Annotated in this window: 10 protein-coding genes; 4 read left to right on the plus strand and 6 right to left on the minus strand. The window is 75.3% G+C overall.

Annotated elements, in window-relative coordinates; all coding sequences use genetic code 11:
* Positions 1 to 124 precede the first annotated feature (124 nt).
* The 3 genes from AC3WUG_RS05520 (at position 125) to AC3WUG_RS05530 (ending at position 4,698) form a co-directional block, all read left to right on the plus strand.
* A complete protein-coding gene (locus AC3WUG_RS05520) occupies positions 125 to 1,777 on the plus strand; it encodes a proton-conducting transporter transmembrane domain-containing protein (protein WP_492326745.1) in 1,653 nt (550 codons plus the stop codon).
* Positions 1,778 to 1,938: 161 nt separating this feature from the next.
* Positions 1,939 to 2,715 carry a glycosyltransferase family A protein gene (locus AC3WUG_RS05525; RefSeq protein WP_492326746.1) on the plus strand — a complete coding sequence of 259 codons (777 nt, stop codon included), beginning with the start codon at positions 1,939 to 1,941 and terminating at the stop codon, positions 2,713 to 2,715.
* Positions 2,716 to 3,084: 369 nt separating this feature from the next.
* On the plus strand, positions 3,085 to 4,698 hold the full coding sequence (locus AC3WUG_RS05530) for an ABC-F family ATP-binding cassette domain-containing protein (protein ID WP_492326747.1): 1,614 nt from the start codon (positions 3,085 to 3,087) through the stop codon (positions 4,696 to 4,698).
* A gap of 62 nt (positions 4,699 to 4,760) precedes the next feature.
* Here AC3WUG_RS05530 and AC3WUG_RS05535 read toward each other — a convergent pair whose 3' ends face one another.
* From AC3WUG_RS05535 to AC3WUG_RS05555, 5 genes are all read right to left on the minus strand, one after another.
* Positions 4,761 to 5,552 (minus strand): phosphatase PAP2 family protein, encoded by a 792-nt coding sequence (locus tag AC3WUG_RS05535; RefSeq protein ID WP_492326748.1) that lies wholly within the window; start codon positions 5,550 to 5,552, stop codon positions 4,761 to 4,763.
* 67 nt (positions 5,553 to 5,619) lie between these two features.
* A complete protein-coding gene (locus AC3WUG_RS05540; protein ID WP_492326749.1) occupies positions 5,620 to 7,827 on the minus strand; it encodes an MMPL family transporter in 2,208 nt (735 codons plus the stop codon).
* 151 nt (positions 7,828 to 7,978) lie between these two features.
* Positions 7,979 to 9,211 (minus strand): MFS transporter, encoded by a 1,233-nt coding sequence (locus AC3WUG_RS05545; RefSeq protein WP_492326750.1) that lies wholly within the window; start codon positions 9,209 to 9,211, stop codon positions 7,979 to 7,981.
* Positions 9,212 to 9,320: 109 nt separating this feature from the next.
* Positions 9,321 to 9,677, minus strand: a complete 357-nt coding sequence (locus AC3WUG_RS05550) for a VOC family protein (RefSeq protein WP_492326751.1) — start codon at positions 9,675 to 9,677, stop codon at positions 9,321 to 9,323.
* A 142-nt stretch (positions 9,678 to 9,819) separates the two neighbouring features.
* On the minus strand, positions 9,820 to 10,029 hold the full coding sequence (locus AC3WUG_RS05555) for a DUF2180 family protein (RefSeq protein WP_492326752.1): 210 nt from the start codon (positions 10,027 to 10,029) through the stop codon (positions 9,820 to 9,822).
* An 846-nt stretch (positions 10,030 to 10,875) separates the two neighbouring features.
* Between AC3WUG_RS05555 and AC3WUG_RS05560 the strand changes: the two genes are divergently transcribed.
* Positions 10,876 to 11,904 carry a hypothetical protein gene (locus tag AC3WUG_RS05560; RefSeq protein WP_492326753.1) on the plus strand — a complete coding sequence of 343 codons (1,029 nt, stop codon included), beginning with the start codon at positions 10,876 to 10,878 and terminating at the stop codon, positions 11,902 to 11,904.
* Positions 11,905 to 12,027: 123 nt separating this feature from the next.
* Here the strand turns inward: AC3WUG_RS05560 and AC3WUG_RS05565 are convergent, their stop codons facing one another.
* Positions 12,028 to 14,157: an Lsr2 family DNA-binding protein gene (locus AC3WUG_RS05565; RefSeq protein WP_492326754.1), complete on the minus strand. Its 2,130-nt coding sequence runs from the start codon at positions 14,155 to 14,157 to the stop codon at positions 12,028 to 12,030.
* Between the last annotated feature and the right edge of the window lie 64 nt (positions 14,158 to 14,221).

Here is a 14,221-nt window from a genome sequence, read left to right on the forward strand (position 1 = left end):
GCGGAGACGTCCAGGGCACGATCGGCGGGGCGTCCGGTCAGCGCGACGTCCGACCGGCTGGGCCGCCACCTACCCAGCCAGGGCCCGCGACCGCGGCTGCGACCGCCCCTGCCAGGCTGCCGCCGTGACGACCGACCTGCTCTGGCTGGGCGCCCTGGCGCTGCCGGCCGTGCTCGCCGCCGTGCTGCTGGGGCGGGCCGGCGACCGGCGCCGGACCACGGCCGCCGCTGCGCCGATCGCGCTGCTCCCGCTCGCGGTGCTGGCCGTGCTGGGCACCGGGACCGTGTCCGGCGCGGGCCCGGACGGGCTGGTGCTGGTCGACGCGCTGTCGCGCCCCCTGGTGCTGGTCGCGACGGTGCTGTACGCGGCGGCGCTGGTCGTCACCGCGCGGGCGGGGACCGCCGGCGCCGTCCGGCTGACGGCGCTGCTGCTGCTCTGCTGCACCGGCAACGCCCTCGCGCTGCTCGCCGCAGACGTGCTCGCGCTGGTCGCCGGGTGCCTGCTCACCACGGTCGCGGTCGCGCTGATGGCGCGGCTCCCGGCGGGCGGCGCCGCGCGGTCGGCCGCCCGGGTGCACCTGGCGCTGGCCGTCGCCTCGGACGCCGCGCTCGCCGCCGCCGCGGCGCTGGTCCTGTCGGCGGGCGGCGGGCGGCTGGTCGACGCGCCCGCGGTGGTCGCGGCGTCGCCCGTCCTGGTGCCGGTCGTGGCGCTCACCCTCGTCGCGTTCGGCATCCGCGCCGCCACGTTCCCGCTGCACGGCTGGTTGCCGCTGCTCGAGTCGACGGTGGCGATCCCGGTCGGCGCGGTGCTGAGCGGCACCGTCGTCAAGGTCGGGCTGGTCGGGCTGCTGCGCCTGCTGCCGCTCGGCGAGGTCGCCCTGCCCGGCTGGGGCACCGCCCTGGTGGTCGTCGGGCTGGCCGGCGGCCTGCTCGCCGTCGTGCCGGGGGTGCTGAACGACGACGCCGAGGTGTCGCTCGGCTACAGCACCGTCGGCCAGATGGGCTTCATCACGGTGCTGGTGGGGGTGGCGCTCGCGATCCCGGGGCTGGCGCGGGCGTGCGCGCTGTCGGCCGTCGTCTACGCGGTGCACCACGGGATGGCCAAGGGCGGCCTCGTGCTGTCCGTGCAGATCTGGCAGCGGCACGGGGGCGGGCGGCTGCGCGGGCTGGTCCTCGCGGGCGCCGCCGTGCTCGCCCTCGCCGTGGTCGGCGCGCCGTTCGGCAGCGGCGCGGTGGCGAAGTACGCCGCCAAGCGCGCCCTCGCCGACGGCCCGGAGCTGGCCGTGATCACCGTGGCCCTGCCGTTCGTCGCGACGGTCTCGACGCTGATCCTGGTCCGCACCGCCACGATCCTGCGCCGGCACGTCCGGCCCGGGCCGGTGGGCGCCGACGTGGGCCTGGTGTCCTGGGTCGTGCTCTGCCTCGGGGGGACCGTCGCGACCTGGTACCTGGCCGGCCGGTGGGTGCCGGTGCTGTCGGTGCCCGCCCTCGACACCGTCACGCTGTGGCAGGCGACGTGGCCCGTCCTGCTCGGGCTGGGGCTTGCCGGGGCCGGGGCGGGGGCGCTGCGGGCCGGCCTGGTGCCGCCGCGGCTGCGCGCCGCCACCGTCCCGCGCGGCGACCTGGTGGCGCTGCTGGGACGGGCGCTGGACGCGGCGGCCGCCGCGCGGGGACGGTCCCGCGGCGGGTGGTCACCGGGTGGGCCGGAGCCGGGCGGGCGGGAGCCGGGCGGGCAGGCGGCGGCTCGCGCGCCCGGTCCGCCGGACCGGCCTGCCTGACGCCCACCCGGGCGGGGACGGGCCGCCGTCGGCCCCGAGCAGGTTGCCCCCCTCGCCCGCCTCGACGGCACCGGTCGCCGTCCCGGTCCGCGCCCCGGTTGCCGCGCGGCCCCGGTCGTGCGGGGATGGGGCGTGCTCGCTGATCCGACAGGGCCGCGCCGGTGACCGGCCGCCCCCCGCTGCGCATCTCGGTCGTCGTCCCCGCGTGGGACGAGGAGGACCGGCTCCCGCGCTGCCTCGCGTCCCTCGCGGCCCAGACCCGGCTGCCCGACGAGGTGGTCGTCGTGGACAACGCGAGCGGGGACGCCACCGCGCGGGTCGCCGCGGCCGCCGGCGCCCGGGTGGTGCACGAGGCCGAGCGCGGCATCTGGCCGGCGGCCGCCGCCGGGTACGACGCCGCCACCGGCGACGTCATCGCGCGGGTGGACGCCGACACCGTGCTGCCGCCGGGCTGGCTCGCGCGGGTCGAGGCCCTCCTCGCGGACGACCCCGGGTGCGTCGCGGTGACGGGGCCGGGGCGGTTCCGGCTCGGCGCGGTCGGCGGGCTGGGGAGCGCGCTGGTGCACCTGCTCTACATGCGCGCGTACTTCGTGCTCGCGGGGCTCGCCCTCGGCGGTCCCCCGGTGTTCGGGTCGGCGTGCGCGGTGCGCGCCACCGCGTGGCGGTCCGCCCGCCACGCGGTGCACCGGGAGGCCGACGTGCACGACGACCTGGACCTGAGCTTCCACCTGCCGCCGGGGTCGGTCCGGTACGACGCCGGCCTGGCGGTGTCGATCTCCGCCCGGCCGCTGCGGTCACCGCGCGGGATGGGCCGGCGGCTCGCCCGCGGGTGGCGGTCCGTGGTGCTGCACTGGCCGGAGCAGGCGCCGTGGCGGGCGGCGGGGCGCAGGGCGGCCTGGTGGCGGGGGCGGGCGACGCCGGCCGGGCCGCCGCGCTGACCCCGCATCAGCCGGCCGGCCGGGCCGGCCGCGTCGGGGCGCGGGGCGCGGAAAAGGCCTGGGCCCGCCGCGGGGGCCGGTGCTACGGTCGCCCCGTGGAGACGATCGAGGTCGACAGAGCCTAGCCACCGGACCGCCGGTGGCTCGCCCCGTCGTCCGACGCGCAGCGCCGGTCCGCCCGCCACGGGCGTCGACCGCGCCGCGACGAGCCCCCGCACGTCCGGCGCCGCACCCGACCCGGTGCGCGACCGCCCGGCCGCCCGCCCCGGCACGCCCCGCGCGTGGCCGTCGCGCAGCGCGCGCCCCGGCCGGTCGCCCACGCCGACCAGCCCTCCCCGCCCACGGGCCGGGAGAGAGAAGAGCACGCCCATGTCCCCCTCCCCCACCGTCACCCTGCGCGGCGTCACCCTGGAGTGGCCCGACGGCACGGTCGCCCTCGACCGCCTCGACGGCACGTTCACCGCCGGGCGCACCGGCCTCGTCGGCCGCAACGGCTCGGGCAAGTCCACGCTGCTCCGCCTCGTCGCCGGCCTGCTCGCCCCCACCTCCGGCGCGGTCGAGGTCGTCGGCGACGTCGGGTACCTGCCCCAGACGCTCACGCTCGCGCGGGACACCACCGTCGCGGAGCTGCTCGGCATCGACCGCACCCTCGCCGCGCTGCGCGCCATCGAGTCCGGGGAGGTCGACCAGCGGCACTTCGACGCCGTCGGCGAGGACTGGGACGTGGAGGCCCGCGCGGACGAGGCGCTGCACGGGATCGGCTTCTCGGCCGCCGACCTCACCCGGCGGGTGGCCGAGGTGTCCGGCGGCGAGGCCGTGCTGATCGCGGTCACCGGCCTGCGCCTGCGCCGCACCGCGGTCACGCTGCTCGACGAGCCGACCAACAACCTCGACCGGCCCACCCGCGCCCGGCTCGCCGAGCTCGTCGACACCTGGCCGGGGACGCTCGTCGTCGTCAGCCACGACCTGGAGCTGCTCGAGCACGTCGACCGGATCGCCGAGCTGCACGACGGGACCCTGGAGACGTTCGGCGGGACCTACAGCGCCTGGCAGGAGCACCGGGAGGCGGAGCAGGCCGCCGCCGAGCAGGCCGCGCGCTCCGCCCAGCAGGCGCTGCGGGCCGAGCGGCGGCAGCGCGCCGAGGCCGAGACGACGCTCGCCCGGCGGGCCCGCACCGCCCGCGCGACCCAGCGGGACGGCGGCATCCCGAAGATCCTCGCGGGCAACCGGGCCAGCCGGGCGCAGAACTCCGCGGGCGCGCTGCGGTCCACGCTCGACGACCGGGTCCGCGCGGCGCAGACCGCCGTGGACGCCGCCGACGCCCGCGTGCGCGACGACGAGCACATCCACCTCGCGCTGCCGGACCCCGGCGTGCCGCGCGGCCGGCGGATCGCCGAGCTCGCCGACGTCGACGGCGGAAGCACGGTGGTCGTCCAGGGGCCGGAGCGCGTCGCCCTCGTCGGCGCGAACGGCACGGGCAAGACGACCCTGCTGGAGCAGCTGGTCCGCGGGACGGCCCCGCTGCCCGGCCGGCCGCACGGTCGGCTGCTCACCGGGGCGGTCGGGTACCTGCCGCAGCGCCTCGACGGGCTGGACGACGAGGCCGGCGCGCTCACGGCGGTGCAGGCCGCCGCACCGGGGACGCCGCCGGGGACGCTGCGGAACCAGCTCGCCCGGCTGCTGCTGCGCGGCGACGCCGTCGACCGGCCGGTCCGCACCCTGTCCGGCGGCGAGCGGTTCCGCGTCGCGCTCGCGCGGCTGCTGCTCGCGGACCCGCCGGCGCAGCTGCTGGTCCTCGACGAGCCGACCAACAACCTCGACCTCGCGAGCGTCGCGCAGCTCGCGGAGGCGCTCGACGCGTACCGGGGGGCGCTGCTCGTGGTGAGCCACGACCGGCCGTTCCTGGAGCGGATCGGGCTGGACACGGTGGTCGAGCTGGGCGCGGACGGGCGGCTGCGGCGGCGCGCGGAGCTGCCCGGCTGAGCACGGGGCGGGCGCGGGGGGCGCGGACGGGACGGGCGCCGCTCGGGCGCGCGCCGGCGGGTTCAGCCCGCCGGCGTGGCCCCCGCGTCGTCGCCCCCGGCGCCGGCCGTCATGCGCGCGGCGCGGACCGCCCGGCGCCGGTCGACCACGACGACCAGGCCCAGCACGGCGACCGCGAGCGCGAAGCCCGCGGTCACGTCGGTGAGGAAGTGGTAGCCGAGGTACAGCCGGCTGCCCGCGACGAGCAGGATGCCCGCGCCGGTCGCCAGCGCCCAGAGCACCAGCGAGCGCACGTGCGGGCTCCGGATCCAGATCAGGTACCCCGCCGTGAGCAGGAACGTCGCGGTGCCGACGGTGTGGCCCGACGGGAACGAGTACGTCGACTCCGACCCCGGCACCGTCATGGTGTCCAGCGGCGGGCGCGGGCGGGCCACCGCCGACTTGATCGCCAGCGACACCAGCGTCGACAGCACCATGGCCCCGGCCAGCAGCGCCGGCTGCCACCAGGAGCGCGTCGCCAGCCCCCACACCAGGCACGCGGCGACGACCACCACCGGGAGCACGCTGGGCCCCGTCACCGCCGAGACCGCCGTGAGGAACGCCGTGACCCCCGGGCCGCGGGCCGCGACCAGCCAGTCCAGCACCGGGAGGTCGGCCTCGGCGAGGTCGTCCCCCTCCGCGACCGCGTCGTGCACGACCAGCAGGCCGGTGACGCCCACGACCACCAGCAGCAGCCCGAGGACGACCGCGGCGCGCGAGGTGGGGTCGCGCAGCTCCCCGCGGCGGTGCCACACGGCGAGCGCCGACCGTCGGGCGGAGGCGGCGGTCCGCCGGTACCAGGGCTCGGGGGGCATCGGGCGATCGTCCCAGGCCGCGCCCGCGCGCGCTCGACGAGCGCGGCGCGCGGGCGCGGCGCGGCAGTCAGGCGCGGACCGGCTCCGGGTCCGGCGCGGGCGCCGCCGGCGCGTCCGCCAGGGCGTGGCCCTCGGTGTCGACGTGCGGCAGGACCCGGTCCAGCCACCGCGGCAGCCACCAGGCCGCCTCGCCGAGGAGCGTCAGGCTCGCCGGCATCAGGACCAGCCGGACGACGAACGCGTCCGCGACGACCCCGACCATGAGCCCGAACGCGATCGACGCCGCCACCGCGAACGTGCTGCTGGCGAACCCGGCGAACACCACGGTCATGATCGACGCCGCGGCGACGAGCACCGGGGCCGCGCGGGAGAAGCCCGCCAGGACCGCGTCCCGGGACGGCATCCCGCGGTCGTGCATCTCCTTGATCCGGGACACCAGGAACACCTGGTAGTCCATCGCCAGCCCGAACAGCACCCCGACGAGCAGGATCGGCAGCAGGCTCATCATCGGGTCGCCCTGCGCGGCCCGGATCAGCGGGAACGGCCACCCCCACTGGAACACCGCGGTGCTCGCGCCGAACGACGCCAGGACCGACAGCAGGTAGCCGGCCGTCGCGACGACCGGGACGAGGGCCGAGCGGAACATCAGCACCAGCAGCGCCATCGAGATCAGCACGATCACGACCACGTACGTGACGAGGGCGGAGCTCAGCGCGGCGTCCTGGTCGATGCCGACGGCGGTCTCGCCGGTGACCTCGAGGGTGACGCCGTCGACCAGCGTGCCGCCGTCCGCGCGCAGCTCGTGCACGAGGTCCTTCGTGGCGTCGTCGATCGGCCCGCCGGTGGGGACGACGGTGATCCGCGCGACCCGCCCGCTGTCCGCGATCTCGGCGGGGCTCACGCTCGCCACGCCCGGCAGGGCGGCCAGCTGTTCCTCGACCGCCGCGGTCCGCGCCGCGACCTGGTCGCCCTCGGCCAGCACGATCAGCGGGCTCTGCACGCCGCCGAACGCGTCGAGGACCAGGTCGTAGGCCGCGCGCTCCGTCGACTCCGGGTCCGCGCCGCCCGGGACGTGGAAGGCCGTCCGCATGCCCAGCACCGGCAGCGCCACCGTGACCAGCACGACCGCGCCGGCGAGCAGCGACACGACCGGGCGCCGCACGACCAGGGCGCCCCACCGGCGCAGGAACCCGCCGGCGCCGGTGTCCGCGTCCGCCTCCGTCCGCAGCCGGCCCTCGGCGAGGGCCCGCCGGTGCCGGCGGGGCAGGGCGGACAGCCCCATCGTGCGGAGCAGCACCGGCAGCAGGGTCAGCGACAGCAGCACCGCCACGACGACCGCGAACGCGGCGGCCACGCCCATGACGGTGATGAACCCGATGCGCGCCACCACCAGCGCGACGAGGGCGACGACGACCGTCGCGCCGGCGAACACCACGGCGGTGCCCGCGGTGCCGGTGGCCCGGGCGACCGCGTCCTCCACCGTCCGGCCCGCCCGGAGCTCCTGCTGGAACCGGGACAGGACGAACAGGCCGTAGTCGATCCCCACCGCGAGGCCGAGCATGGCCGCGAGGATGAGGGAGTTCTCGCCGATCGGCGTGATCGAGCCGTACGCGAGCACGCCGAGGACCCCGAGGCCCACGCCGAAGGCGGCGACGAGCAGGTTCGCGCCCGCCGCGCGCAGGGTGCCGAAGGTCAGGACGAGCACCAGGAACGCCGCGAGCACGCCGATCAGCTCGCCCACGCCCTGCTCGGGCGCGCCGAGCGGGACCAGGTTCCCGCCGAGCTCGACCCCCAGGTCGGCGGGCGCCTGCTCCTGGAGCCGCAGGGCCGCCGCGTACGACGCCTCCTGGCCGGCCTCGTCGAGCCCGGCGTAGGTCAGGGTGGCCACCGCGAGGCTCCCGTCCGGCGCGACCGCCGGGCGCGCCGGGTCGAACGGGTCGGTCACGGACCGCAGGCCGGGCAGGTCGGCCGCCTCGTCGAGCACCGCGCCGATCCGCTGCGCCACGGCCGGGTCGGCGACATCGCCCGCGTCCGGGTGGAACACGAGCTGCAGGGTCTGCGCGTCCTCGGCCGGGGCGGACCCGGGGAACTCCGCGGCCATCCGCTCGAGCGCCTGGGAGGCCCGGGAGTCGGGGATCGTGTCGTCGGCGCTCTCCCCCGTGCCGTTGGCTGCGAGGACGCCGGCGAGGCCGGCGAACAGCGCCAGCCACGCGATCACCACCAGCAGCCTGTGCCGGGCGCTGAACCGCCCGACCTGTGCGAGGAACGTCGCCATGGGATGTCTTCTCTCGTCGGTCGTCCGGGACGTCGACGATGCTCACCCGGCGGGGGGTGCCTCCGGATCGGCGTGCGGGCGCGGACCGGCTACCGCGTGCGCGGTACGACCGGGTGTCCGGACGGGGTGGTGCCCGCCGGCACGTGCGCCGTCAGGACGAGGCGCCGACCCCGGCTCCGCTCGGCACCCGGCGCGCGACGAGGCGGTTGAGCCGCTCGGACATCACCAGGCCGAGCGCGACGAGCACGGCGGCGAACAGGGGGAAGATCCACGTCCCCGCCCACGTCGACAGCACCCCGAACAGCGGCGGCGCGAGCGTCGACCCGGTGTACGCCGCGGCCATCTGGATGCCGATGATCGCCTGCGAGCTGCTGCGCCCGAAGTTCACCGGCGTGGAGTGGATGATCGCCGGGTAGATCGGCGCGCAGCCGAGCCCCGCCACGACGAGGCCGGCGAGCGCGAGGACGTCGGTCCCCACCGGGAGCGCGATGAGCACGACCCCGACCGCGGCCGTCACGAACCCCCCGCGGATCATGAGCGTGTCACCGACGCGGTCGGCGAAGAACCCGGCCAGGAACCGCCCGCCGGTGATGCCCAGCAGGAACAGCGAGCCGAACGCCGCCGCGGTGGCGGTGTCGACGCCGCGGTCGGTGACGAGGTACGTCGAGGCCCAGAGGATCGCGGTGCTCTCGAGGGCGCAGTAGGCGAAGAAGGCGGTGAGGATCAGCAGCACGCCCGGGATGCGCAGCGCCTGCGCGAGCGGGACGTGCGCCGTGCGCGCCCCCGACGCCGGCGCGTCCTCGTCGTCGCCGGCGGGCTCGGCCGCCCGCACGGGGTTCACCCGGCCCCAGAGCGGCAGGCTCACGAGCAGCACGACCGTGAGGGCGATCTGGATGCCGCCGACGATCCCGTACGCGCCCGACCACCCCAGCCGGGTGCCGATCGCGTAGCTCATGATGAACGGGCTGATCGAGGCGCCCACGCCCCAGAAGCTGTGCAGCCAGTTCATGTGCCGCGCCGCGTAGTGCAGGGCCACGTAGTTGTTGAGCGCCGCGTCGACCGCCCCGGCCCCGAGGCCGTACGGGATCGCCCACAGGCAGAGCAGCCAGAACGAGCCGGAGAGCGAGAAGCCGACGAGCGCCGCCGCGGTCATCCCGACGCTGACGGCCGTGACGAGGCCGGCCCCGAACCGGCGCGTGAGGCGGTCGGAGGCGAGGCTCGACACGATCGTCCCGACCGAGATGATCATCGTGAGGATCCCGGCGAACGCCAGCGGGACCCCGAGGTCCTCGTGCATCACGGGCCACCCGGACCCGACCAGGGAGTCGGGCAGCCCGAGGCTGATGAAGGCGACGTAGACGATCGTCAGGAGGAGCGAGTACACGGCCTGCTGTGCTGCCTTTCCGCGGTTCGGACGTCCTTGGCCCCGCCGGCGAGCGAGCGCAGCGTTGCCGGGCGATCCTACCGACCGGTCGGGGTCGGCCGCGGTGCCGTCAGGCGCCGTCCGCCTGCGCGATGCAGAACTGGTTGCCGTCGGGGTCGGCGAGCACCGTCCAGCGGAACCCGGGCATCTCCTGCTGCGCCACCAGCGACGCGCCGTCCGCGAGCAGGGCCCGCACGGCGGTCTCCCGGTCCTGCGCGTGCATGTCGAGGTGCACCCGGTTCTTCCCGGGCGTGGGGTCGCCGACCTTCTGGAACGCGAGCGCGGGGCCGTCGGGCCGCTCGACGGTGACGAACCAGCCGTCCGCCTCGTCGCGCACGGTCCCGCCGACGTGCCGGGCCCACCACGTCGCCAGGGCGACCGCGTCGGTGGTGTCGAACGTGATCATGCCTACGGTGAGCGTCGTCATGGCCTCACGGTAGAGCGGAGCGGAGGCGGGGTGGTCGAGATCCGCGACCCTGGGCGGCCCGGGTGAGCCACGCGCCGGGGTCCCGGGCTCCCTGAGCCCAGGACGGCGCGCGCCGGGCTGCTGGCCGGGCGCGGCCGGTCGTTCAGTACCCGCGGGCCGCCGCCGTCAGGCACGAGGCGCAGTGCAGCACCCGGCCGTCGGGCCGGACCGTCGGCGCACCCACGCCGTTGGTCGTGACGCGGGGGACGGACCGCTCCTGGAGGTGGTCGAGGCACACCCCCGCACCGCAGCCGTGGCACGACGCCACGGCCGGCACCTCGACGTTCCTCTTGGCGTCCTCGTAGCAGAGCACCCGGATCTCCGTTCGTTGTTCTGGAATGATTCCAATCTAGGCGAAGGTCGCCGGGGTCGGGTGCGGCGTCCTCATCGTGGACAGGTCGCGGGTCGCGTCGCCCGAGCGGGCCGCCGTGGCGGCGGGCTGCCGGCGGCGCCGCACGACCCGGTCGAGCGGGGCGGAGGGTCGGCGACCTCGGGCGTCACCCGATGGGGCGACAGCAGTCGCCTGACGCCCGGGGCGGGCGACGTCGGTCCACGATGCGGCGGTGCACCCGGCACCCTCTGGCCCGCGATCCCCGCGAGCGGTGCTGCAGGCGTACTGCCGGCAGCTCGCCGACATGGCGAGCTGGGACAGGCCGGTCGGCGACCTGGAACGGATGGTCTCCAATAATCTGGCCACGCTTGTGCGGAACCCCACGAGGCCAACGGGTTACATCAACTCTGGGCAGGCAGGCGAGGAGTACGTGAGGCAGCAACTTGGCGAGCCGGTCATGTCCGCTCGCGAGGAACCGTTGTGGTTGAGCCAAGATCGGCCGGCATCGTGCAGAGGATGCAGGTACCCGGACGTCGTTACGGTTGACGACGCTGGAGATGTAACGCTTCACGAGGTGAAGGTGGGGCGAGTTTCGAGTCAGTTTGCGCAGCGTCAAATCCAGAAGGATGCCGCCCTGTTGCAAGCCGGCAAGACCGATAGCGTGCACTGGCACTTCCTGGCCAGCTCTTGGAACGGGAAGATCGGCCCATCGCCCTCCGTCCTGACTCGACTTGTGAATGCTGGCATTCCGTTTACAATCTACCTCCCGGGGTGATGATGTATTTTCAGAAGACCACGCGGGAGCAGGCTGAGGAACTCGCACAGCACGTGATCGCGCTCGAGCCGGTGCGCCTGCGGGAGCTGGCGGTGTGGATGCAGGCCACCGGCGGTCCGTTGGACGAGATGGACGGCTCCTCCGCCTCGCTGTTGCCGTTGTGGCGGTGGTTCGTGGCGTTCGTGGACCAGGGCTGCCCGGGTGTCGGCGAGGACGAGGTGCCGGCGTTCTGGCCCACGCCGTGCGGGTTCCAGCAGGACTCTCCGGAGCAACGCGCGGCCTCAGCCGGGACTCGCCGGGCGCAGGTGGCCGCGGAGGGCCTGTCGTTCTACGTGCGTCTGGTGCTTGAACGGGAGACCGGTCGCGCGCAGTGGCACGCGTTCGAGGAGCGCCCGAACCAGCCGGACCGCCGGCAGCACGCCCCGACCCTGCTCCTCGGCGACGGGGGCGAGGAGGAGGGGATGCTGTGGACCTGGGGCAGAGGTGCGTACAAGGGCACGCCGTCGCTGCGCGAGGAGGGCAGGCTGTTCGCGAGGTTCGCCCGGCCCGGGTCGGACCCCCTGCCGCTCGCCCCCGGTGCACCGTCGCTGCTGCGCCCGTACCTGGACCTGGCGCCCACCACCGCGCCCACCTCCCCGGCGACCCGGTGGTCGAGCGACTGGTGGCCGGTGAACTCCCCCGCGCGCCAGGAGTCCAAGCCCTTCGCGACCCCGGTCGCGCAGGCGCGGCCTGCGGGCGAGGACATGACCCTCGCCCGCGGCCCGGGTGAGGGGCTGGAGCGTCCGGAGCTGCTCGCCCCGCTGGACGCGGCGCTCGCCGCGCGGGCGCTGACCGAGGCGGGCTTCGTCGGCACGGACGGGGGGCCGGTCACGGTCACCGACGTCATCACCGACGCGAACGAGCTCGCCCACCCTGCCGAGGCGGCCGTGATCCAGGTGCTGGCGTCCGAGGGCACGCTGCGGGCGCTGCACCTCGAGGCGGTGCTCGCGGACGCGGCGACCTGGGCCGGCATTCTCGGCCCGCTCCAGGCGTTCGCGGCGCGCTCCGGCGCCCGCTTCCTCCCCGACCACGCCTTCGAGTAGCCGTGGCGGCGCACCGCCGCCCGGTCGTCGACGTCGTGCTAGAGCCTTGGCTACGTGTTCATCCTTGCCCGCGGGTCGCGCCGCGCCCGTCCCGGGAACCAGCAGGCCGGGGGAAGGGACCGCTCAGGTCGCGTCCACCGGCGATGCCACTGGGTGTGCCTGGCGGTACTGGTCCATGACCGTCGCCGCGATCCGGCCGCGCGGCGCGACCTGGATGCCCATGGACTGAGCCCAGGCGCGCACGCGCGCAGGATCGTCTCCGGCTGGTCCAGTCCTGGGGCGAGGAACCGAACCGTCGACGCGGTCGGCTGGCAGCAGCGTGTCGTGTACGGACCGCAGGTGCGCGAGTCCCTCGTCGCGCGACGGCTCGTCGCCCAGCAGTTGACGCAGCCACTCCAGGCGGAACTCGCAGCTGCGCAGCACGTCCGCCCACGGCACCACTCGCACGGGATGCAGCTTGTCGAGCTTGGTGTACTCACCGGTCTCGTCGAGGCGACTGGGAAGGTCGTCGTCGGTCTGACGTCCGATGAGCATGAACTCCCAGCGCACGTTGCGACCGGCCATCTCCGGGTCACGGGTCAGGGCGCGGGCGTACCGCACGATCTGCTCGGCGTGCTCCTCGCTCAGGTCGACGCTCGGGCGCTTGATCTCCACGACCAGCACGTGCAGGTCCGTCGCGGACGAACGCATCTGCACCGCCAGTCCCAGGTCCAGTCGCAAGTCGCCGCGATCCCCGAGCGCGTCGACGCCTGCGTCAAGCAGGTCCTCGCGGTTCAGGTGCCCACCGATGTGGCGCCGAACCACGGTCCGCAGGGTCTGGTCGGAGGCGAACAGCGCGTACTCGTCACCGAAGATCCAGGTGTTCCGGGCGAGCAGCTCGTGCAGGTGCTGACGCTCGAGGACACGACGGTAGAGCTCGGTGTCGAACAGCATCCCGCGCAGCCCCTGCAAGGTCAGCAGCCGCTCGTGGACCGTGCGGCCCATCCGGACCATCCCGGACAGCGACATGTCCTGCAGCGGGTCGTGCAGCTGCGCCAGCTCCTCGGCGGGCAGGTCGAGGACGTGCTCGAGGACGCTGCGCAGCCGACTGGGGCCAGCGGCGAGTGCCTCACGCAGCAGCGACAGCGTCATCCGCTTCGCCTTGTGGTTCTTGATCGACCGCACCGTGGGAGCCACCGACACCGCGATCACGTCGAACAGGTCGCGTTCGGCGCGTTCGGCGTCGTCGACGGGTTCACCGACGAACGGGTAGGTCCCCTCGGACTGCAGGTCGTCGACGAGGGTGGCCCGGCGTTCCTTGGCCCGCTCGAGGAAGTGCTGGTGCAGGGCGAGGCGCGCGGCGTCACGCAGCGGCTTGAGCTCCTCAGCGAAGCCGTCCGCGAGCGACAAGTCGTGCGATGCGGCCCGGGCACCGTCCCACTCCACGTACGCGGTGTAGTGGTATCCCGGAGTGGGGATCTCTGGGTCTTCCTCGTAATACGTCATCCCGCTCAGGTCGCACCACATCAGCTGGTTGCGGTCCAGCCGGCGGTTCCACTCGATGACCCGCAACCGGGCCTCGGCTCCCGGCACGGCCAGCGGGTAGTCGGCCTCGGTCTCGATCACGCTCGAGGGATCCAGCGCCACGCCCCGGTAGGTGATGCTCACCGGGTAGGAGCGCATTGCCAGCGCGAAAGCAGGGATGAGCTTCTGCGGGGAGGAGCCCTCCAGCAGCCAGCCCTTGTCGTCCAGGCGCTCGATGGTGACCGTCGTGCCGTGCCCACCTCCCGGCGGTACGTCGTGCTCCTCCCACGCGAGGTGGTCACGGCGTGATGCGCTTCCGATGATCCGCACTCTGCGGGACTGGGCGTCGTCGAGGTCGCCGTGCTCGCCGCGGTACACCGAGTCCCACTCCACGGATGCACCGAGCCCGTAGACCGCGAAACGACCCTCGCCGTTCTTGCCGAGCATCAGCCGCTTGCCCGGAGAGAACCGCTTGACCGCCTTCCACGAGTCGCCCCACCGGCCGAACGCGCCGGCGGCGATCTGGGGAGAGATCCCGTGTCCGTCGTCCACCACCCGGACCCGTACCGGCACGTCTGCACTGCGCCCGTCGAGGGTCACGACGGGGCCGGCGACGGTGTCGACGGTGATGTCGATCGTGGTGGCGTCGGCGTCGATGCCGTTGCGGACCAGCTCCACGAGTGCAGTGTGCGCGCCCTTGGCGACCTTACTCAGGGCGCCTTCAGTGACTTGGACCGTCATCTCCTGCATCCCCTCATCCAAGCGTGTCGGCGGCGCCGACGGGTGCCGTTCGCCACCCACGGGTGCCGCGGGG

Source organism: Cellulomonas sp. EB106-03-03-XG116 (assembly GCF_058792015.1).